This is a genomic window from Priestia sp. LL-8 (assembly GCF_036227845.1).
In the GTDB taxonomy this organism is placed as follows: Bacteria; Bacillota; Bacilli; order Bacillales; family Bacillaceae_H; genus Priestia; species Priestia zanthoxyli.
In genome coordinates this window covers 4718950-4738578 of sequence record NZ_JAZAQH010000001.1, presented here as the reverse complement: position 1 = coordinate 4738578, position 19629 = coordinate 4718950, and the positions used below count along the sequence as shown (strand labels likewise).

25 protein-coding genes are annotated in these 19629 nt (G+C 37.7%); 16 read left to right on the top strand and 9 right to left on the bottom strand.

Going from position 1 to position 19629, the window contains the following annotated elements; translation table 11 throughout:
- The first annotated feature begins 176 nt into the window (after window positions 1–176).
- From U9R83_RS24795 to U9R83_RS24780, 4 genes are all read left to right on the top strand, one after another.
- Complete coding sequence (locus U9R83_RS24795; protein ID WP_014457904.1) at window positions 177–416, top strand: YuzB family protein; 240 nt, start codon at window positions 177–179, stop codon at window positions 414–416.
- Window positions 417–717: 301 nt separating this feature from the next.
- Window positions 718–1572, top strand: coding sequence for a diaminopimelate epimerase (gene dapF / locus U9R83_RS24790; RefSeq protein ID WP_208732842.1), 855 nt, complete (start codon window positions 718–720; stop codon window positions 1570–1572).
- Window positions 1573–1647: 75 nt separating this feature from the next.
- A complete protein-coding gene (locus tag U9R83_RS24785; protein ID WP_013059620.1) occupies window positions 1648–2013 on the top strand; it encodes a HesB/IscA family protein in 366 nt (121 codons plus the stop codon).
- Between the two features lie 150 nt (window positions 2014–2163).
- Window positions 2164–2682 carry a hypothetical protein gene (locus tag U9R83_RS24780; protein ID WP_115655027.1) on the top strand — a complete coding sequence of 173 codons (519 nt, stop codon included), beginning with the start codon at window positions 2164–2166 and terminating at the stop codon, window positions 2680–2682.
- 26 nt (window positions 2683–2708) lie between these two features.
- On the opposite strand, the gene U9R83_RS24775 is transcribed toward U9R83_RS24780, so the two are convergent.
- Window positions 2709–3701, bottom strand: a complete 993-nt coding sequence (locus U9R83_RS24775; protein ID WP_013059618.1) for an NAD(P)/FAD-dependent oxidoreductase — start codon at window positions 3699–3701, stop codon at window positions 2709–2711.
- A gap of 493 nt (window positions 3702–4194) precedes the next feature.
- Here U9R83_RS24775 and U9R83_RS24770 point away from each other — a divergent pair, with 493 nt between their 5' ends.
- The 3 genes from U9R83_RS24770 to U9R83_RS24760 all read left to right on the top strand — a co-directional run bounded on the left by U9R83_RS24770 (window position 4195) and on the right by U9R83_RS24760 (window position 6584).
- Window positions 4195–5409 (top strand): NAD(P)/FAD-dependent oxidoreductase, encoded by a 1215-nt coding sequence (locus U9R83_RS24770; RefSeq protein WP_025752690.1) that lies wholly within the window; start codon window positions 4195–4197, stop codon window positions 5407–5409.
- A gap of 122 nt (window positions 5410–5531) precedes the next feature.
- Complete coding sequence (locus U9R83_RS24765) at window positions 5532–5855, top strand: YuiB family protein (protein ID WP_013059616.1); 324 nt, start codon at window positions 5532–5534, stop codon at window positions 5853–5855.
- 81 nt (window positions 5856–5936) lie between these two features.
- On the top strand, window positions 5937–6584 hold the full coding sequence (locus U9R83_RS24760) for a 3D domain-containing protein (RefSeq protein WP_014457910.1): 648 nt from the start codon (window positions 5937–5939) through the stop codon (window positions 6582–6584).
- Window positions 6585–6626: 42 nt separating this feature from the next.
- On the opposite strand, the gene U9R83_RS24755 is transcribed toward U9R83_RS24760, so the two are convergent.
- Window positions 6627–7103 (bottom strand): divergent PAP2 family protein, encoded by a 477-nt coding sequence (locus U9R83_RS24755; RefSeq protein ID WP_013085319.1) that lies wholly within the window; start codon window positions 7101–7103, stop codon window positions 6627–6629.
- A gap of 245 nt (window positions 7104–7348) precedes the next feature.
- Here U9R83_RS24755 and U9R83_RS24750 point away from each other — a divergent pair, with 245 nt between their 5' ends.
- Both U9R83_RS24750 and U9R83_RS24745 read left to right on the top strand, forming a co-directional pair.
- Entirely contained in the window at window positions 7349–8842 is a 1494-nt protein-coding gene (locus tag U9R83_RS24750) for a leucyl aminopeptidase (protein ID WP_014457911.1), read from the top strand.
- Window positions 8843–9109: 267 nt separating this feature from the next.
- Complete coding sequence (locus U9R83_RS24745) at window positions 9110–10429, top strand: Na+/H+ antiporter family protein (RefSeq protein ID WP_116736965.1); 1320 nt, start codon at window positions 9110–9112, stop codon at window positions 10427–10429.
- A gap of 52 nt (window positions 10430–10481) precedes the next feature.
- On the opposite strand, the gene U9R83_RS24740 is transcribed toward U9R83_RS24745, so the two are convergent.
- From U9R83_RS24740 to U9R83_RS24730, 3 genes are all read right to left on the bottom strand, one after another.
- The gene (locus U9R83_RS24740) at window positions 10482–10673 is read right to left on the bottom strand and encodes a hypothetical protein (RefSeq protein WP_013059611.1); all 192 of its coding nucleotides are present in this window, start codon (window positions 10671–10673) and stop codon (window positions 10482–10484) included.
- A gap of 116 nt (window positions 10674–10789) precedes the next feature.
- A complete protein-coding gene (locus tag U9R83_RS24735) occupies window positions 10790–11326 on the bottom strand; it encodes an HD domain-containing protein (protein WP_013059610.1) in 537 nt (178 codons plus the stop codon).
- Between the two features lie 176 nt (window positions 11327–11502).
- Window positions 11503–11871: a hypothetical protein gene (locus U9R83_RS24730; protein WP_014457913.1), complete on the bottom strand. Its 369-nt coding sequence runs from the start codon at window positions 11869–11871 to the stop codon at window positions 11503–11505.
- Window positions 11872–11977: 106 nt separating this feature from the next.
- Here U9R83_RS24730 and U9R83_RS24725 point away from each other — a divergent pair, with 106 nt between their 5' ends.
- Window positions 11978–12361, top strand: coding sequence for a hotdog fold thioesterase (locus U9R83_RS24725; protein ID WP_328575448.1), 384 nt, complete (start codon window positions 11978–11980; stop codon window positions 12359–12361).
- Window positions 12362–12707: 346 nt separating this feature from the next.
- Window positions 12708–13322, top strand: a complete 615-nt coding sequence (kapD, locus tag U9R83_RS24720; protein WP_013085312.1) for a 3'-5' exonuclease KapD — start codon at window positions 12708–12710, stop codon at window positions 13320–13322.
- Between the two features lie 36 nt (window positions 13323–13358).
- Here the strand turns inward: kapD and U9R83_RS24715 are convergent, their stop codons facing one another.
- Complete coding sequence (locus U9R83_RS24715; protein WP_014457915.1) at window positions 13359–13739, bottom strand: kinase-associated lipoprotein B; 381 nt, start codon at window positions 13737–13739, stop codon at window positions 13359–13361.
- A gap of 85 nt (window positions 13740–13824) precedes the next feature.
- Between U9R83_RS24715 and U9R83_RS24710 the strand changes: the two genes are divergently transcribed.
- Both U9R83_RS24710 and U9R83_RS24705 read left to right on the top strand, forming a co-directional pair.
- Window positions 13825–14022 carry a hypothetical protein gene (locus U9R83_RS24710; protein WP_014457916.1) on the top strand — a complete coding sequence of 66 codons (198 nt, stop codon included), beginning with the start codon at window positions 13825–13827 and terminating at the stop codon, window positions 14020–14022.
- 103 nt (window positions 14023–14125) lie between these two features.
- The gene (locus U9R83_RS24705) at window positions 14126–14650 is read left to right on the top strand and encodes a superoxide dismutase family protein (RefSeq protein ID WP_013059604.1); all 525 of its coding nucleotides are present in this window, start codon (window positions 14126–14128) and stop codon (window positions 14648–14650) included.
- A gap of 35 nt (window positions 14651–14685) precedes the next feature.
- Here U9R83_RS24705 and U9R83_RS24700 read toward each other — a convergent pair whose 3' ends face one another.
- Entirely contained in the window at window positions 14686–15858 is a 1173-nt protein-coding gene (locus tag U9R83_RS24700) for a MalY/PatB family protein (protein ID WP_013059603.1), read from the bottom strand.
- A gap of 168 nt (window positions 15859–16026) precedes the next feature.
- Window positions 16027–16875: an alpha/beta fold hydrolase gene (locus U9R83_RS24695; RefSeq protein ID WP_209367992.1), complete on the bottom strand. Its 849-nt coding sequence runs from the start codon at window positions 16873–16875 to the stop codon at window positions 16027–16029.
- A 157-nt stretch (window positions 16876–17032) separates the two neighbouring features.
- Here U9R83_RS24695 and U9R83_RS24690 point away from each other — a divergent pair, with 157 nt between their 5' ends.
- The 3 genes from U9R83_RS24690 (at window position 17033) to yugI (ending at window position 19302) form a co-directional block, all read left to right on the top strand.
- The gene (locus tag U9R83_RS24690) at window positions 17033–17533 is read left to right on the top strand and encodes an Lrp/AsnC family transcriptional regulator (protein ID WP_013059601.1); all 501 of its coding nucleotides are present in this window, start codon (window positions 17033–17035) and stop codon (window positions 17531–17533) included.
- Complete coding sequence (locus tag U9R83_RS24685; protein ID WP_013059600.1) at window positions 17533–18693, top strand: aminotransferase; 1161 nt, start codon at window positions 17533–17535, stop codon at window positions 18691–18693. The genes U9R83_RS24690 and U9R83_RS24685 overlap by 1 nt, the downstream gene beginning before the upstream one ends.
- A gap of 207 nt (window positions 18694–18900) precedes the next feature.
- Window positions 18901–19302 (top strand): S1 domain-containing post-transcriptional regulator GSP13, encoded by a 402-nt coding sequence (gene yugI, locus U9R83_RS24680; protein ID WP_013059599.1) that lies wholly within the window; start codon window positions 18901–18903, stop codon window positions 19300–19302.
- A 36-nt stretch (window positions 19303–19338) separates the two neighbouring features.
- Here the strand turns inward: yugI and U9R83_RS24675 are convergent, their stop codons facing one another.
- Window positions 19339–19569, bottom strand: coding sequence for a DUF378 domain-containing protein (locus U9R83_RS24675; protein ID WP_013059598.1), 231 nt, complete (start codon window positions 19567–19569; stop codon window positions 19339–19341).
- Window positions 19570–19629 lie beyond the last annotated feature (60 nt).

Sequence of the window (19629 nt, the reverse complement as noted above, 5' to 3'; positions counted from 1 at the left end):
ACCACAATATGTTTCAACATAATTTCAAGCTACCCTTGTAATAAAGCTTTCTTTATACGTTTTTGTGAAAAAAGTCTGTGAAGTCAAAAAGCGTGCGCAAAATGAACGTAAATTTCCAAAGTTGACGTTGAAAATGAAAGGAGATAGGATAAACTAATAGTAGAGAGGTGAAAAACGTGATACAGCCAATTATTGAATTTTGCGTTAGCAATTTAGCCAGCGGTTCTCAAACAGCTTTAGAAAAGCTTGAAAAAGATCCAAATCTAGATATTATTGAATACGGATGTTTAGGTTATTGCGGAAAATGTTCACAATCTTTATTTGCCTTGGTAAATGGAGAGATTGTTACAGGGGAAACACCTGAACAGTTAGTAGATAATATTTACATTCATTTAGAAGAAAACCCAATGTTTTAAACTATCCCCGCTGTCGTATCCTTTTTTATCAGGAGAGGGACATGAGGCTAATAGAATAGATGATGTAAGCACGGCTAGTTTTGCCGTGCTTTTTTATGCGTTTTGGAGCAAATATCTGCGCTTTAACCATCTTTTTTTCAATCCTCATGTTGATTTTTTCTTTAGTATTCCAAAGGAGAAAAAAATAAAAAACCCCTTAATCGTTATGATTAAGGAGCTAAAAAAACGGGGGATGATATTATTGTGTACAAAAGAGAATCACTTTATACTAGAGCTACATAAAAAAATAATGGGTGATAATATGAAGAAATTTCAGTTTACAAAAATGCATGCGCTTGGTAACAACTATATCTACGTAAATATGTTTGAAGAACATATAGAAGAGCAAGAGTTAGCGCCGCTTGCGGTAAAAGTTTCAAATGTTTATACGGGCATAGGATCAGATGGAATGATTCTTATTTGTCCATCTGAACGTGCAGATGTGAAAATGCGCGTATTTAATAATGACGGCTCCGAAGCAAAAAACTGTGGAAATGGTTTAAGATGTGTAGCTAAATATGCATATGAACATAATTTAGTAGCAAGCGAAAGATTTTTTATCGAAACGCTCTCTGGAATTGTAGAAGCAACGGTTCATCCGCAAGGCAATGAAGTTCCAGAAGTAACAATCGATATGGGAGAGCCGATTTTAGCTAGAGAACAAATTCCGATGACAGGAGCAAGCCAACACCAAGTCGTTGATGAAGAGATGGAATTTGGAAAAGAACGGTTAAAAGGGACGGCTGTATCAATGGGAAATCCTCACGTCGTCTTTTACGTAAATGATATTGAACAAGCGCCTCTTACTACACTAGGCCCCGTGGTGGAAAAAGATTCGCGTTTTCCAGAAGGAGTGAATGTTGAATTTGTGGAGGTAGTGAATGAAAGCGAGCTTAACTTTCGCGTATGGGAAAGAGGTTCGGGTATCACTCAAGCATGTGGGACAGGAGCATGCGCTGCTGTTGTTTCGTCCGTGTTAAATAAGAAGACGAAAAAAGATGTTCCTACTGTCGTACACCTTGCTGGAGGAGATTTAACGATTGTTTGGAAAAATAAAGGCAATGTATTAATGACGGGTCCAGCCAATGTGATTTGTGACGGCACGTATTATTATTAAAAAATGAAGAAGCAGACGATTTGTCGTCACAGACATTTCGTCGTATACTAAACAAAAAAGGAGGTCTGTTTAAAAATGAGTCAAGATATCCTAACAATTACAGAAGCTGCAAGCTTTCAAATAAAAGATATGATGAAAGAACATGAAGAAGAAAATGCTTATTTACGTGTGAATGTAAATGGAGGGGGCTGTTCAGGTCTTTCTTACGGCATGGGTTTTGCTCACGAAGTAAATGAAAACGATACGCTGTTTGAACAACATGGCATTAAGATTCTTGTAGATAGCGAAAGTGCTCCAATTTTAAAAGATGTAAAAATTGATTACAAGCAATCTATGCTAGGCGGAGGATTTACAATCGATAATCCGAACGCCATTGCAGCATGCGGCTGCGGTTCTTCTTTCCGTACAGCAAGCAACGCAGGTGCTCCGGAAGAGTGCTAAGTATATTTTTATAAAAAAGCTTTCTTCACCAGATGAGGTGAAGAAAGCTTTTTTAGTGAGAAGTTTTTGTATGTTACATCATCTATCAAAAGTGTTGACTGAATAATCAGTCTTTTTTTATACTCAATAAAAAAGAGGAGATGAACGGATTTGATAGATGCGACTCGTTACGACGCGGAACAAGTAGGAGGTTACGGAAGTTTTCGTAAAAAAAACACCCTGCCTATTCTATGGAAGGGGTTTATAAACTGGTTAAAACTTGAAAATGGGAAAGTGGAGTCTAAGGATGCAAAAAAGATTCACTTCAGTGAATCGCATTTATTTGTTCAGCATTTGCCTTTTTCCTCAGGTGAACCCTGTCATCAAAACTCGTCCTCTGCGCCTCTTAATCATTCTGAACCTTACATCCGCTATTATGAAAATGCTAACGCATCTCTGGCTGAAAGCTACGGAGCAGTTGAAGGAGAGCATATTCTGCTGATTGAATGTATTGTCGGTCAACCAGAGGTAGTGAAATATTTAAGCAAGCTCGAAGGTTTGAAGGCCTACAGAATGAGCGTAACTAGTCAAGAAGGAAACCATTCCTTTTATGAAATCTGTTTAATAAGCAGTGATGCAGAAATGATGAGTGAAATCATTCATCGAATGGTTACACCAATCCAGCAATGAAAAAAAGCAGGCGAGAGCCTGCTTTTTTATGAGAACATTGACGTACTGTGCATAGGCTGTAAGCGAGCCTTTGGATCAATGTATGCTTTAGCGTTATTAACGGCAGTCGGACCTTCGCCAAATCCTGCCACGATGAGTTTTACTTTTCCATCATATGTGCAGACATCACCTGCTGCATAGATGCCAGGAATATTTGTTTCTTGCTTTGAGTTAACAACAATTGCATTTTTCTCTAAATCTAAGTCCCATTCTTTAATCGGACCTAGAGAAGAAACAAATCCAAAGTTTACAATAACATCATCTACGTCTACTACTGTCTTTTCTTCACCTTTTGTATTTTCTAACACAACTTGTGTAATACGGTCATCTCCAATAAATTCAACCGGTACATATGGTGTTTTAATATCAACTGATGAATTATGCAAGTTTTCTACGCTATGTTCATGAGCGCGGAACTTGTCTCGGCGATGCGTTAACGTTACTTTTTCTGCGATCGGCTCTAACATAAGAGACCAGTCGACAGCAGAATCCCCGCCCCCGCATACTAATACTTTGCGGCCTTTGAATTTATTCATATCATCCACAAAATAATGAAGGTTCGTTTGCTCGAACTGTTCTGCGTTTTCTAGCTCGATTTTACGGGGCTTAAATGCACCGTTTCCAGCCGTAATAATAATTGTTTTTGAATAGTGGACTTCAGAATTAGTAGTTAATCGAAACACGCCGTCCGCTTGTTTTTCTACCTTTTCTACTGCTTGCTCTAGCGCAACTGCAGGTTTAAATTGATCCATTTGCTCTTTTAGGTTATTGACTAATTCTTGAGCGCGTACTTTTGGAAAACCAGCTACGTCATAAATATATTTTTCAGGATATAAAGCAGAAAGCTGTCCACCAAGCTGTGGTAAGCTTTCAATAATTTTCACGCTCGCCTGACGCATACCGCCATAAAATGCTGTAAATAAGCCTGTAGGGCCGCCTCCGATGATGGTAATATCATATACTTGTTTATCTTCTTTCATTTATAATCACCTCTAGATTGTTCTGTGCCAATGCATATTCTACTTTATGATAGCATAGTAAATTATAAAATATCATTAAAACACGCTGGAATGTTTGAGAAACTTTCTCAACTTAAAGATCAGTATTTGCAATCATTAACATAACCACACGTTTTGGTCAAATATAAAACTGGGTATACAGGAAAGTAATTGAAAATTTAAAAGCTTGTAAATACAAAGTGAAGGGTTGAAAAACCGATGAAAAAAGCATAAGATGTTTGTGTAAATCAAGCTAGGACTTATGCTTACATTTTTTTGAAAAAGAAAAAATGTATTTTTTTAAAAAAGAACGTGAAGTGATTCACATTATTTTTCTTATATGAATAATAAATGGATAGCGATGATCGTTCTTGCTCAAACTAACACAAAAAAGCAAACCAAATAAAATTGCTCTTATCATTATATTTGTAAGACATACTTGTGACTATAACTAAAAAAGGTGGATGACATTCCTATGAAAAAGCCTAAAATCGTCATTTTGGGTGCCGGGTATGGCGGCATTATGACAATTGTTAATTTACAAAAGAAACTGGGTGCTAGCGATGCGGAAATTGTTTTAGTAAATAAAAACGATTACCATTACGAAACGACATGGCTTCATGAAGTATCAGCAGGTACAATTCATCAAGATCGCTCTCGTGTTCCTGTTAAAAATTTAATTAACACAAATAAGGTTACATTTATCAAAGACACGGTCGTAGATATTAAGTTAGATGAAAAGCGTGTTCTTCTTGAAAACAGTGAGCTAACGTACGATTATTTAGTTGTTGCTTTAGGGTATGAAGCAGAAACTTTCGGAATTAAGGGTTTAAAAGAACATGCATTTACCATTACGAGCATTAATGCAGCACGTCAAATTCGTGAGCATATTGATTATGTGTTTGCGACGTACAACAATGAAGTGGAAAAAAGAGACGAACTTCTGACAATTATTGTTGGGGGTGCTGGCTTTACCGGCATTGAATTTGTGGGAGAATTAGCAAATCGAGTCCCTCAGCTTTGCAAAGAGTTTGATATTCCGCGTGAAAAAGTGCGCGTTATTTGTGTAGAAGCAGCGCCTACGGCTTTACCAGGTTTTGATCCAGAACTTGTAGAATATGCGGTAACACAACTAGAACGAAAAGGAATCGAGTTCAAGATCGGAACAGCGATTAAAGAGTGTACAGAAGAAGGAATTATTGTATCAAAAGATGACCAAGTAGAAGAAATCAAATCAGCAACAGTTGTATGGGCTGCAGGGGTTCGAGGCAGTCATGTGATTGAAAAAGCTGGATTTGAGAACATGCGCGGACGTGTAAAAGTAAGTAATAGCTTGCTGGCACCAGGACATGAAGATGTGTTTGTTATTGGAGATTGTTCACTAATGATTAACCCTGAAACAGAACGTCCTTATCCGCCAACAGCTCAAATCGCTATGCAACAAGGCGGTACCTGCGCTGAAAATATTAGCCGTTTGATGAAAGGGCAAAAAGAATTAAGCGAGTTCAAACCAGATATTAAAGGAACGGTATGTTCGTTAGGGCATGATGACGCAATTGGCGTTGTATATGGTCGAAAACTATTTGGTTCAAGCGCATCTTTTATGAAAAAAGTTGTTGATAATCGTTCGCTTTTCCTTCAAGGCGGAGCAGGTCTTGTATTGAAAAAAGGAAAATTTAATTTCTTTTAAAACAAAAAGCAAAAGGTCTTTAAACCTTTTGCTTTTTTGGTATTAACTTACTTTTCTGTGATTGACGCCTTCATTACTCTTAAGTAAACTGAGAGTATAAAGAGTAACGGAGGCGAAAAGCAATGGAAATGAGTGTGCCTGTACTAATTATCTCCATCTTGTTGTTTTTTGTTTTGTTTTTTGGAATCGGTTTCTTATTGAATATGCTGCTTCGCATGTCTTGGATTATGGCCATTATTTATCCCGTGATTTTTATTTTTATTATCGATGATGTAAGAGCGGTTGATTACATTCAACATCCCGCTCACTCCTTTCAACAGCTAGGGACAAAAGTGCTATCTTTAGCCACAGCTGACATTGCGATTTTAATGGCTGGTTTTATAGGTGCATTAGCTTCAGGCATTACCATTAAATCTTTACGAACAAGAGGGTACCAAATGTTTTAAATGTAAATTCTTCTCGCAAACGAATAATTTGTTTTTATGTTGGAAACAAATAGATTCGTGAGAGGAGTTGTGGAAATCACAATGATTGGAAAAATAGCAAAGCGATTCATTATGTGCCTACTACTGGTCGGAGCGCTGTTTACAACATATGAAGCAATTACTGGCGTCTCAATAACCACAGTCATCAAATATATGCCTTTTATAAACAGTACAGGGCATCCTCTAATGAATGAAAGGTTCTTGCCATCATTTCTAAAACCACTAAGAGCTGAAGCAGCTAGCAATGACAAAGAGCGTCTGACGATTGAAGAAGCATTTGATTGGTCGCGTTATCCAACTAAGAATGTATTGGCGACGGGTTACACAGCTGGTTATGAATCAACTGGGAAAAATCCCAATCATCCAGGGTATGGTATTACATATTCGGGCGTTAAAGTAAAACGTGACTTGTATTCAACCATCGCTGCTGATTTGACCATATTTCCAATCGGCACGATCTTGTTTATTCCGGGCTATGGCTATGGAGTGGTAGCAGATAAAGGTGGGGCTATTAAAGGCAATCATCTTGATTTATATTTTGAGACTGTTTCCGATGTGTACAACATATGGGGTAAAAAAGAATTAAACGTCTATGTAGTGAAATCAGGGGACGGCCGCTTAACTGAAGAAGAGTTAACAATGCTGAATGAAAAGAAATCGATGCAGGTTTTTCGTCAGCAGGTAAAATAAACGAGAAACACATGAAGAATTCTTCATGTGTTTTCTTATGTTTTATGGCCATACATAATACGTTACAAAAGCAACTGCTATCCCTGTTAAGGCTCCAAAGAAAACTTCAATAGGCTTATGTCCAAGCAGCTCTTTTAGCTTCACTTGTTTTTCGTCTTCTTCATTGGTCGTCCATAGCTTTGCCTCTTTTACCGCGCGCTGAAAATCTTCAACCAAACGATTTAAAACCGTTGCTTGCTCTCCTGCGTGTCTTCTTACTCCTTTAGCATCGAACATGACAATAATGGCAAAAATAGCGGAGAGAGCAAAAATAGGGGATTTAAGGCCTTCTGCTAGCCCAATGGCAGTTGCTAAGGAAGTTACTGCTGCGGAGTGAGAGCTTGGCATGCCTCCCGTACTAAAAAATAAGCTGCCGTCTATTTTCTTAGTAGCTACAAAAGAAAGGGGAATCTTAATAAATTGAGCAAAGAAAATAGCGATTAATGAACTCCAAAGTGGAAAATTTGAGAATAACTCCATTGAGACGTCCTCCCTCAACTTAAAATGTCTGAAAAGCTAAACCTGTATGATGAAAAAAGCGGTAGATGAAAGTATATGTGTGAAACTAAGGTTTTTGAACTGTGATTAAAAATTGTATTTCTGCTATCATATGTATATAGATGAAAACAGTAGTGAATATGATATATATTCCACTTGCTGAATAGATTAAACAAAGCAGATGATAAATAAAAATAAAATCTCTATACGTAAAAGGGAGGAATTTTATGTTTTCGCATGTAGAAACATTTGGTGTTGATCACCAAACAGAAGCGCTCGTAATCGGTTTATTTAATCAAAATCAACAGTTTGAAGGCCTTCTAAAAGAAATTGATGAAGCTTTAGGTGGACAGCTCATTCATTTGATTAAAGAAGGGGATATACGTGTACAAGAAAAACGTATATCAACGATTCATACACTAGGTAAATTAGGAGCAAAACGTCTTTATTTTGTGGGACTCGGACGAAAGCAAGCGCTAACGAAAAATGGGCTCAAAGAGAGCTTTGGGCTGTTATTTAAAAAGTTAAAAGAAGCGAAGATTTCAAACGCATCGGTCGCCTTTTCTACATTTGATACAGGAGCGTGGTCAGAGCAAGAAACTGCAGCTTTATTAGGAGAAGCTCAACAGCTTGCTATGTACGAGTTTGAAAACTACAAAAAGAAATCAAACGAACCTGACAAGCAGCTTGAAAAAATTGAACTGTTTTCTTTTTATAAAGACGTTGTACAATCTGCTTTGGTTGGATATACGTATGGAAAAGCAACAAACTCAGCGCGCACCCTTGTTAACTTACCAAGCAATATGCTAACGGCTACAGATTTAGCTAATTATGCAGTAGAAATGGCACATACATATGGTTTTGAATATGAAATTTTAGAAAAAGAAGAGATGGAAACATTGGGAATGGGCGCGTTGCTCGCAGTCAATCAAGGTTCCGCAGAGCCTCCTAAAATGATTGTCCTCAAATATCAAGGAAAAGAAAAATGGGAAGACGTTATTGGGTTGGTAGGAAAAGGGATTACCTTTGACACAGGTGGTTACTCTATTAAATCTAAAGACGGGATTGTAGGTATGAAAACAGATATGGGCGGAGCTGCATCTGTTCTTGGTGCAATGGAAGCGATTGGAGAATTAAAACCTCATCAAAACGTAGTAGCTGTCATTCCATCAACTGACAACGTTATTAGCGCGCGTGCTTTTAAGCCAGATGACGTAATTACAGCCATGAATGGAAAGACAATAGAAGTACTGAATACAGATGCTGAAGGGCGTTTAGCGTTAGCTGACGGTATCTCCTATGCCAAACACCACGGAGCAAACTATTTAGTAGACGTGGCGACGTTAACTGGTGGCGTAATCGTAGCTCTTGGTACACATACAACTGGGGCAATGACAAATGATTCTGCTTTATTGCAGCAAGTAGCGAAAGCGAGCATTGAGACAGGCGAACCGATTTGGGAGCTGCCTATTACAGAACGAGACAAAAAGCGTGTTCGGGGAAGTAAGGTAGCAGATTTAAATAATTCTCCTGGACGGGAGGGGCACGCCATTATGGCAGGAACCTTTATTGGTGAGTTTGCAGAACAAACACCATGGGTGCACTTGGATATTGCTGGAACTGCCACATCTGCTGCTTCTCATGAGTTAGGACCTTCAGGTGCAACAGGCGTGATGGTCCGAACACTAGCTGCAATGGTTTGTTCATTTGAACCCAATTAATGAAAAAATATAATAGGGATAGAAAGAAACGTAAAAAGAAGCATCGATGATGCTTCTTTTTTAATATGTTTACATAATGTTTTTTTCTTTTTAGGAAGAAAAAATTATTTAGAAAAATCCTTATATTGTTAAGGTTGGATAGAAGTTAAACAAACGTTTATTTAGTAAGATGATTGACTTTTTTTCTATACCTAATATAATGAACATGTTGTTTATCTCTCTAATGTTTTAATGAGATAAAGTAAAAAAGAAAATGGAGGTTTCAAAATGAATGCAGTATTAATAGCTGTGCTCGTGATGCTGATTTTGAGCTTATTGCGTATCAACGTTGTCTTTTCTTTAGCAGTCGGAGCGCTAGTTGGAGGACTTGTTGGCGGTATCAGCCTCACAGATACAGTAAGTATATACACAGATGGTCTTGGAAACAGTGCTTCTGTTGCATTAAGCTATGCTTTGCTTGGAGGATTTGCAATGGCTGTTTCGCGGACAGGGCTGCCTGATGCCGTTGTTCAGCTAGCGTTAAAAATAGTAGGGAAAGAAGGAGAAACGAAAAAGAAGTCACTGTCAAAAGTACTAATTTTGTTGATCATCCTTATTATTTCATGTTTTTCTCAAAACGTTATTCCGGTTCACATTGCATTTATTCCGCTTTTAATTCCACCTCTATTAAAAGTATTTAATCAGTTGAAAATCGATCGTCGATTAGTCGCAACAGTGATTACATTTGGACTGGTTACACCTTATATGTATTTGCCGGCAGGATTCGGTAAGATTTATCACGACATTTTATTTACTAACATCAAAGAAAGTGGATTAACAATTAATAAAGGAGATATTACCGCGGCGATGGCTCTTCCAGCTTTAGGAATGGTAGCGGGCTTATTGTTTGCTGTGTTTATTTCGTACCGCAAGCCGCGCAGTTATGAAGACATTGACATTGATCAAGGCGCAGAGGAGCGTACAGGTTACACAACAAGAGGAATTATAGTAGCTTTACTTGCGATTGTAGCGGCTTTAACTGTGCAGCTCTTAGTAGATTCTATGATTTTCGGAGCGCTTGCAGGGATTGTTGTCGTTTACTTCAGCGGGGCTTTGAAGTGGAACGAAGCAGATCCAGTATTAACGAACGGAATGAGAATGATGGCTTTCATCGGATTTGTTATGCTGTCAGCCTCTGGTTTTGCAAAAGTTCTTCAAGAAACTGGAGATGTAGAAGCGCTTGTAAAAGGTTCTGTTGCTCTTATTGGTGGAAACCAAATGCTCGGTGCATTTCTTATGCTTGTCATCGGGCTTTTAGTCACAATGGGCATTGGTTCTTCTTTCTCTACCATTCCAATTATCGCGACGATTTTTGTTCCTCTTTGCTTAGAACTTGGTATGAGCCCAATGGCAACGATTTGTATTGTTGGTACAGCGGGAGCCCTTGGAGACGCTGGTTCACCAGCTTCAGACAGTACGCTTGGACCAACATCTGGATTAGCAGTCGATCGTCAACATGATCATATTTGGGATACGTGTGTACCAACTTTTCTTCACTATAACATCCCACTCATTATTTTTGGGTGGATTGCCTCAGTTATCTTGTAAATAGAGGGCCTATAATGAAAGAAAGCAGCCGATCAAAACCGGCTGCTTTTTTTCATGCTTGAGAAAGAGTAGAAGCAGTGCTGTCACAAGCTCCTAATGCTTGCTCTACAGCCTGAAGAGATTGTTCAATACGTTCACGATTTGAATCTTTCTCTACTGTTTGAAGAGCTTGTTCAAGGCTTGCTTTTGCCTGATTTAATGATGTGCAAGAATCTTGCACGTAACCTCTAGCGTTTTTAGACATTCTTCTTCCTCCTAACTAACCAAAAATGAGAATCAATAAGTAGTATAAGTAATTTGCAGGGAATTATGAGGAGAAATAATAAAAAGGATTAACTCTTATGAAAGGAGTTAATCCTGTCAGCCTAACTGTTTAAATTGGTTGGAATGTAGAAGTTCAAGCACTTTCTTATCAAGCTCCTTAATTTTCTTTACAGCCAGATTATATTCCATTTCACGGTAATGATGTTTGCCGCCTGGCTCTTCATCAGCTTCATCAGCAAGTTTGACTACTTTTTGAAGAGGGCGTTGTTGAATGGTTCCTTCAGGCAAATATGAGTCTGTGTGTAGTAAAATAGCTAAGGCAATTTCTTTTGCCGCCTGAGGTTCCTCACCTAAACGAATGAGTAATTTATGTGCACGTTCAGCACCTTTAATAGCGTGAATATCATTTTGGCGATACTTCTCATAATCCCACTGACCATTTGTGTACCATTCGTAGTGGCCAATATCATGAAGCAACGCTGCTTTTGTAGCTAAATCAGGATTTACATTATGCTGTACAGATAGACGAAACGCATGATAGGCGACGGATACAGCATGCGCAACGCCAGAGCGAGTTAAATATTTTTGAGCGATAGGATGCGTGAAAATTTCTACTAGCGTAACATGTCTCATCATGTCATCCCTCCTAAAGAAAAAATATATTTCCAAATACAATATCATATTTATATTCTAAATACAATTATCGTGTAATTTGTTTTTACATCCAAAAATGGCATGTATTATAATATTCGAAACAAAACAACATGTACATCTTTTTTTGAAGAAAATAAGACTTTTTTCCTTGTATTTTACCATTTAATATTTAACGATACGTGACAGCAGTCAAATTGGTTATCGGGATGAATAAACGTAATTTTAATATAGTCTGGTGTATAAAAAACATCGATTTTGGTCTTAACACCAGTGGAAAGAATGAGTTTTTTTACTTCATTCATTTTGGATTCTTGAGCAGCAGCTTTTATTTTTTTTATTAAATTTGGCGAAGCATTAGCTCTTTGAATAAAGATAGTAGCGCTTTGCATGGTAGAGGGAATAACTTTAAGAGATTGCTGAAATGTCGCGATGTCCGCCTCAGGTAAGTTAGGTACCCTGTATGTATAAGGGTGAGGCATGTAGTACGATGGCCAATAGTAAGACAAGGGAGCAAATGGTTTCATATAAGAATCCTCCTAAAAAACGGATTTTTATTATGTATATGTAGAGGGTTCGTATATGTTGTAGCAAAACCGTTATTGTATACTAGATACAAAGGGAGGTATGGATATGAAAACAAAAGATACGCTGTTAGAAGCAATAGGAATTGAGATTATTAGCGCAAGTGAACAAAGAGTGGAAGCGACGATGCCTGTTGATGAGCGAACGCGTCAGCCATTCGGGCTTTTACACGGAGGAGCATCGGTGGCTTTAGCCGAAACTGTGGCTAGTCTAGGTGCTATTAAAAGTGTAGATATTGAAAAAGAAATCTGTGTAGGTTTAGAAATCAATGCCAATCATATCAAAGGGAAAAAAGACGGAATCGTTACAGCTATAGGCGTTCCTTTACATAAAGGAAAAAAAACAGCGGTTTGGGAAGTGAAAATTCAAGATGAAGAAGAGAATTTAATCTGTATATCCCGTTGCACGCTTGCTATTCTGCCTAAAGCTTAAATATAAGAAAGGCTTAGTCTAAAAGGTGTGAGGTATGCTTTTGGAGTCAGAAAGAGCCACCTCACACACTGATGTGAGAGCTTAAAGAGAATTTGGAAGAGCGGATACATAAAAAAGTGAAAAAATAGGTAAAAAAAAGAAGCGAAATTATGTCTATTCGTGACAGTTACCCTGCGCATAGAGACATGCTCTAGAATATAGTAGTAGTAAAGTATTCTTTTTATTCAGCAACTAGAATATTCATAATATTAAAAATAAGAACAGAAAATAGACCTTCCGATTGTTCAATCGTGCTATAATAGCATTAATATAGTAGGGCGGTTTATTTTACAAAGGGGTGATAATATTGGATAAGAACTCTCAGTATTTATTCATTGATTTTGAATTTACAATGCCAGAGTATAAAGGTTTTCCAAAAGGCTTTTTTCCGGAAATCATTGAAGTTGGTTTGGTGTTTGTTAAAAATCAAGAAATCATTGATCGTTTCTCCTCTTACGTACAGCCTACACACTTTACAAAATTGACTGAGCGCTGTAAATCATTTCTCCATATCGAACAAAATCAAGTAAATGAAGGAATCACGCTAGAGCAGCTTGTACAGCGACTGGGCATGTATAAAAACAGCACGATTATTACGTGGGGGAACATGGATATGAAAGTATTAAGGCAGTGCTGTCAAAAAAATAAGGTGCCGTTTCCTTTTACAGGTAAAGAAATTGATCTTTCGATGGAGTATAAACGCTTTTTTGGAGATCAAAATCAAACCGGCCTTTGGAAAGCTGTGCAAGAGTATGGTAAAGAAGGAACCGGAAAGCACCACTGCGCGCTTGATGATGCGATGACGACACTCAACATCTTTAAGCTTGTAGAAAAAGATAAGAGGTACCTTCAAAAGCCGGAGCCAACGACCATAGGAGATCGAATCGATTTCTCAAAAGTATTAAATAAATTTGCATTATAAAAGCCAAATCACTTCTATGTGAATTTGGCTTTTTGCTTAATGAATACCGTACTCTTTTTTTAACTCTTCTAAACAGGCAATACTTGCTTGAGCAAAAGCGCCATCTTTGCCTTGTTGTTCAGCTATCTTTAATTCAAGGGCTTTTTCTAGTGAATCTTTATAATCAGGAACGCTGTCTTCATAGAGATGAACCATTTTTTGAGGAATGTTGGCCTGCTCTCGAAACGCAAGTGCTTTTCGCTCGTGAAAAAAAGGTACGTCCACTTGTCCAGGATTATGTAAGTCACCTTGTTCTGGATGCTTCAACACAGCTTGAATTCGTACAACATAATGCAGATCTCGAACTTGTGTAATTTCACCGATATATTTCCCGGTTTTATAAAGTGCCGTAACGGTTTGACCAATTGTAAATGTCATATTGCCAGATCTCCTTTAAGTAAAGTGTTTGTTATAAACAGTATAAATCAAAACCCACTACCGTTTCTATGAAAGGATGTTGTACATGATGTATTTAATGTTTTTGCTCTATTTTCCGGAAGATAAAACAGAATATATTCCTGCTTTTGCTACTATGGCGATTTTTGTACTAGCAGCAGTTGCAGTATGGCGTTTAATCATTAAGATTTCGAAAAAAGAAGAAGAAAAAACGAAGGAGTTAGAAGCAAAGCTAAAAGAACAGGATAATAAGAAATCACTGTAATGAAATGCAAATAAAATGTAAGCGTTTAAAATAATATGTTGCTGGACAATCTATGGAAAGACATCTAAAACTTTCGCTAGTGCATATGCGATTGGAGGGCAACATGAAAAAACTACTACTCATTGGAACCGTGCCTTTTTTCTTGTTAACGGGGTGTATGGAAAAAGAAATATCCAATAAAGAAGTCAAAGTCTATAACGCAGATGGAGATAGCATCGGTACAGTCAAGTTGAAAGAACAGGCCGATGGAATTGAGTTTACGTACAATTTAAGCGGACTTCCACCTGGCGAACACGGCGTACATATTCATGAAATGGGAATTTGCAAAGCTCCTAACTTTAAAAGTGCGGGCAATCACCTTGATCCTGATAAAAAGAAACACGGACTGTTAAATCCAAAAGGACCGCATTTAGGCGATATGAAAAATATTGTGGTAGAAGACGATCAAACGTATACAGGAACAGATATGGTTCCTCAAGTCACGTTAAAAGAAGGAAAGACATCGCTCGTTAAGCGTATGGATGGTTCATCCCTTGTTATTACCGAACAAGGTGATGACGGAATGACAGAGCCATCAGGTAATTCTGGCAAGCGAATCGCCTGCGGAGTTATTTCAAAAAAACATTAAAAACAGCGTTCTTTCGTGAGAAAGAACGCTGTTTTTTACGTTAAAGCTACTTTTAAGCGATTTAATCCTTCTTGAAGCTGTTCATGTGAACAGCCAATGTTCAAGCGGATAAAACCTTTTCCATATGTGGAACTGTATTTTTCGCCTTTTTCTACGGCAATTTTACCTTTTTCTAATAAGCGTTCATGTAATTCTTCTTCTGATAAGTGCAGCTTGTTGCAGTCAATCCATAGTAAATAAGTTCCTTCAGGCTGAACCACTCGCAGTTCAGGCAAGTTTTCACTTATAAAACGCGTCACTAGATCTACATTTTTCTTTAGATACACAAGCAGTGCTTCTAGCCACTCCTCACCTTCACTGTAAGCCGCCTCTAACCCAATTATTCCGAATGTGTTTAAATTAGAAAACCCTTGTTTTTGCTGTTGTTGAACATACTGTGTGCGCAGTTTCTCGTTTGGAATAATAATAGCTGAAGCTTGAAGTCCCGGTATATTAAATGTTTTGCTAGGGGCCATACACGTAATGGTTCGATTGGCTGCATCTTCACTCACCATGCTAATGGGAATGTGTTTATAAGGCTGGTAAATTAGATCAGAATGGATTTCATCTGAAACAATTAATACATTGTATTTTTCACAAAGATCGGCAAGCTTCTTCAGTTCTTCTTTTGTCCACACGCGTCCTACTGGATTATGAGGGCTGCAAAGAATCATTAATTTTACGCCTTCTGCAAATTTTTGCTCTAAATCTGCAAAATCAATTTCGTATTTATCGCCTGCAAGTTTTAATGGATTTTCAACAACTTCTCGATCATTTACCTTTATCATGTTAAAAAATGGAGTATAGACTGGAGGCTGAATTAAAATTGAATCTCCGGGTTCCGTAAATGCTTGAATAGCCATACTCAGGGCAAATACAACTCCTGGACTGTATGTAATCCATTCATGATCAATGGTCCACTGATGCTTTTTTTCTACCCAAGATGACAAAGCATTTGCCGTAGATTCAGTAGGGGAAGTGTAGCCGAAAATACCGTGTTTGACACGCTCATTAATGGTTTGAAGAACATTAGGCGGCGCTTGGAAATCCATATCAGCTACCCAAAAAGGCAGAACATCTTTTGCTCCAAAAACAAGATCAGTTTTGTCCCACTTTACGGACTGCGTACCTGTACGGTTAATTAATTGATCAAAAGAATAAGTAGACAATAAAAGTACCCCCTTTTTTAATATAATAGTTTGCTTATTTTTAATACGTTTGTCAACGAAGTTAACTTGTAAAGTCAATAAAGAAAGTGAAAAAATTGCTGATGCACCACTAATAAATTTTTTATTAAAGTTAGCGCCTCGTGTGCAATATACGAACTCGCCCCGTCATTATTGAGACAGGGCTTTTTCACCGTACAAGAAATCGACCATATGAGACTGCACAATGTCGGGACATTCTTCTGGTAAAAGGTGTCCAATTTCCTTTAAAGAGATAAAGGTAGAGTCTGTTAAATCATCTTTTAACTTACGTCCGAGATGCAAAGGAACAACCCGGTCTTCTTCTCCCCAAATGAGTAAACTGGGTTTTTTTATGTGCTGCAAATCCTTTGAGGATAGGTCTCCTTCTCGATCACGAATCATTCTTGTTAAAGCCATAAACGTACGGTCATCCAAAAATGGTTCAGTATAGCCATCAATCATTTCTTCGTCGATTAACTTATGATCAAATACGACATTTTGCAAGTTACCTAATACACCTTTGCGAGACAGCCACGTTTTTACCCACAGATAAAAGAAAGGAACATAAGAAGACATGACCAACCCATAGTGTGAGGGTCCTAAATAAGCTGAGCTGCACAGAAGAACTAGTTTTGATACGCAAGAAGGCTTTAACTTGGCTACGTTTAAACAAACTTGTCCCCCCATTGAGTGTCCCGATAGTACAACATCCTTTAATTTTAAATATTCAATTAACTCGATCACAATTCTGGCTAAGTTTTTATACGAGTAATGAAAGGTTAACGATTTTTCACTTCGCCCAAATGGCGGAAGGTCCAGCGTAATGATAGAAAACGTGTCTTCAAATAAAGGAATTAAACGCCGAAAGCTAAAACTGGATGATAAAAAGCCGTGAATAAATACAATAGCTGGTTTATCAGGGTGATAGTTATGGCATTCGTAGTACACATTGACTCCATTAAAAGTACGCTGGTGGCAAGTAATTTTAGATTCAGTCAATTTGGTTCACTCCATCTTTTTTTTCTAGTCTGTCCTAATTTCCAGCAATCTATAAAATGAAACTCAATTAACGGTATAGATTTCACATTAAAGATGTGTTTAAATTTGATATAATGGAAAAAGTGAAAAAATTTAATCGGTGTAGGAGGGGAACGCGGTGTTCTTAGAAGAGAAAGAGTTAGAAATTTTAGAAATTCTAGAAAAAAATAGCCGTATTTCGATAGATAGTATTTCAAAAATGGTGGATTTAACGTTTGAAGAAACCTCTAATATTGTTAAAAAGCTAGAGAGAGAAAAAGTAATTGTGCAATATTCAGCTGATATTAACTGGAGACGAGTAGATGGACATGAGGGCGTCACGGCTATGATAGATGTAAAAGTTGCACCAAAGCGAGGAGTAGGCTTTGATGAGATTGCGGAGCGCATCTATCGTTTTCAAGAAGTGAAATCCGTGTACCTAATGTCAGGAGCATATGATTTGTCTGTTATTATTGAAGAAAAATCAATGTCTGAAGTAGCATTTTTTGTTTCTGAAAAGCTTTCTACGCTAGACTCTGTTTTATCTACAACGACTCACTTTATCATGAAAAAATACAAGCACGATGGTACCATCTACGACCAAGGCGATGAAGATCGCAGAATCGTGGTGTCTCCGTAATGAAAGAGCGCTTGTCAACAACTGTACAACAGCTGAAACCTTCAGGTATTCGCCGCTTTTTTGATTTAGCAGCAAGTATGGATAACGTTATTTCTCTTGGAGTAGGTGAACCTGATTTTGTCACATCTTGGGCTGTTCGAGAAGCGAGTATTTTATCGTTGGAAAGAGGATATACCTCTTATACAGCAAATGCGGGGCTTTTAGAGCTCCGCTTTGAAATTATGAAGTATATGAAAAGAAACTTTAACGTCTCGTATGATTATAAAGATGATATTATTGTGACCGTTGGAGGAAGTCAGGCTTTAGACATTACAATGAGGGCTTTGATTAACCCTGAAGATGAGATTATTGTCGTGGAGCCAAACTTTGTGTCTTACAGCCCGTTAATTTCGCTAGCAGGAGGAGTTCCTGTGGCAATTGAAACAACGGCAGAAACAGAGTTTAAGCTGCAGCCTAGACAGATTGAAGAAGTCATTACAAGCAACACGAAAGCTCTTCTTTTATGCTCTCCTAATAATCCAACAGGAAGCTCACTATCTAAAGAAGAGCTGCAGGCTATTGCAGATATTGTGATCAAGCATGACTTGCTTGTTATCACGGATGAAATATATGCAGAATTAACATATGATGAAGAATTTACATCTATTGCTTCTTTAGAAGGAATGAAAGAACGAACCATTATTATTTCTGGCTTTTCTAAAGGATTTGCCATGACTGGATGGCGTCTTGGGTACATATGTGCACCAACTGAGATTGCTAAAGCAATGCTGAAAATTCATCAGTATACAATGATGTGTGCGCCTACCATGGCACAATATGGAGCAATTGAAGCACTACAAAATGGGCAGCATGACGTAGAAGAGATGAGAAAAAGCTATCGCAGAAGACGGAACTATATGGTGAAGTCATTAAATCAAATTGGTCTGGAATGCCATTCTCCCGGAGGAGCGTTTTATGTGTTCCCGTCTATCAAGAAAACTGGATTGTCATCGGAAGAATTCGCTGAGCAGCTTTTGCTTGAAGAGCGAGTAGCCGTGGTGCCGGGCAATGTATTTGGAAAAGGCGGAGAGGGACATATTCGCTGTTCATACGCTTCTTCAATGGAATCATTAGAAGAATCCATAAAACGGATTAGCCGTTTTGTTGAAAATAAGTTATAATAAAAATAAGATATTATGTCATATCGTATAGGCGGTTTGATATAATATCTTTTTTGCTATGATGAAATGTAGTGTTAGTTTATATTTGTGACGAAATTGGTAAATAATAAATATAGTATAACTACTTTTTGATTCAATCTATGAACTGTGCTATAATTTTAAATTGGCTATAATGGTGAAAATAATAAGGTATCTAGGAGTGTTTATATGTCAAAATTTGAAATCGGTACTGTTACAAAAGGTAAAGTAACAGGAATTCAACCATACGGTGCATTCGTTGCATTAAATGAAGAAACTCAAGGATTAGTTCATATCTCAGAAGTGAAACATGGCTTCGTTAAAGATATTAACGAACATTTATCAGTAGGAGACGAAGTAAACGTTAAAGTTTTATCTGTTGATGAGTCAACTGGTAAAATTGGTTTATCTATTCGTGCGACTGAGCCAGCTCCAGAAAAAACTGAAGCTTCTGCACCTAAAAAACCTGCTAAAAAGCGTCAAGGTCAAGCAACAGTTCACACTGAATCTACTCAAGGATTCAACACATTAAAAGAAAAATTAGAAGAGTGGATTGAGCAATCAAACCGCGAAGATCTAATTAAGAAATAAGAAAAAAAGAAGGATAGCTTAGCTATCCTTCTTTTTTTAATGTTCCGTTCTAGGTTCTGTACGCTCTACTTCAGCAGAAGGTTTAAATAATAGACCTAGGTTAATCAGTCCTGCGATTCCAACCAATCCATAAATAATGCGGGAGAAAGCAGATGTTTGACCGCCGAAGATTGCTGCTACTAAATCAAATTGAAAAAAGCCAATAAGTCCCCAGTTAATTGCTCCAATAATCGTTAATACGAGCGCAATACGTTGAATACCACTCATGATGAACCCTCCTTGTTTTGTAGTTCACTTATTAGCCTGCTTTTTTTCGAGGGAAATATG

Coding starts and splice junctions, on each gene's coding strand:
- dapF (WP_208732842.1), top strand. CDS start 718: ATGAAGAAATTTCAGTTTACAAAAATGCATGCGCTTGGTAACAACTAT.
- U9R83_RS24785 (WP_013059620.1), top strand. CDS start 1,648: ATGAGTCAAGATATCCTAACAATTACAGAAGCTGCAAGCTTTCAAATA.
- U9R83_RS24775 (WP_013059618.1), bottom strand. CDS start 3,701: ATGAAAGAAGATAAACAAGTATATGATATTACCATCATCGGAGGCGGC.
- U9R83_RS24770 (WP_025752690.1), top strand. CDS start 4,195: ATGAAAAAGCCTAAAATCGTCATTTTGGGTGCCGGGTATGGCGGCATT.
- U9R83_RS24765 (WP_013059616.1), top strand. CDS start 5,532: ATGGAAATGAGTGTGCCTGTACTAATTATCTCCATCTTGTTGTTTTTT.
- U9R83_RS24760 (WP_014457910.1), top strand. CDS start 5,937: ATGATTGGAAAAATAGCAAAGCGATTCATTATGTGCCTACTACTGGTC.
- U9R83_RS24755 (WP_013085319.1), bottom strand. CDS start 7,103: ATGGAGTTATTCTCAAATTTTCCACTTTGGAGTTCATTAATCGCTATT.
- U9R83_RS24750 (WP_014457911.1), top strand. CDS start 7,349: ATGTTTTCGCATGTAGAAACATTTGGTGTTGATCACCAAACAGAAGCG.
- U9R83_RS24745 (WP_116736965.1), top strand. CDS start 9,110: ATGAATGCAGTATTAATAGCTGTGCTCGTGATGCTGATTTTGAGCTTA.
- U9R83_RS24740 (WP_013059611.1), bottom strand. CDS start 10,673: ATGTCTAAAAACGCTAGAGGTTACGTGCAAGATTCTTGCACATCATTA.
- U9R83_RS24735 (WP_013059610.1), bottom strand. CDS start 11,326: ATGAGACATGTTACGCTAGTAGAAATTTTCACGCATCCTATCGCTCAA.
- U9R83_RS24730 (WP_014457913.1), bottom strand. CDS start 11,871: ATGAAACCATTTGCTCCCTTGTCTTACTATTGGCCATCGTACTACATG.
- U9R83_RS24725 (WP_328575448.1), top strand. CDS start 11,978: ATGAAAACAAAAGATACGCTGTTAGAAGCAATAGGAATTGAGATTATT.
- U9R83_RS24715 (WP_014457915.1), bottom strand. CDS start 13,739: ATGACATTTACAATTGGTCAAACCGTTACGGCACTTTATAAAACCGGG.
- U9R83_RS24710 (WP_014457916.1), top strand. CDS start 13,825: ATGATGTATTTAATGTTTTTGCTCTATTTTCCGGAAGATAAAACAGAA.
- U9R83_RS24705 (WP_013059604.1), top strand. CDS start 14,126: ATGAAAAAACTACTACTCATTGGAACCGTGCCTTTTTTCTTGTTAACG.
- U9R83_RS24685 (WP_013059600.1), top strand. CDS start 17,533: ATGAAAGAGCGCTTGTCAACAACTGTACAACAGCTGAAACCTTCAGGT.
- yugI (WP_013059599.1), top strand. CDS start 18,901: ATGTCAAAATTTGAAATCGGTACTGTTACAAAAGGTAAAGTAACAGGA.
- U9R83_RS24675 (WP_013059598.1), bottom strand. CDS start 19,569: ATGAGTGGTATTCAACGTATTGCGCTCGTATTAACGATTATTGGAGCA.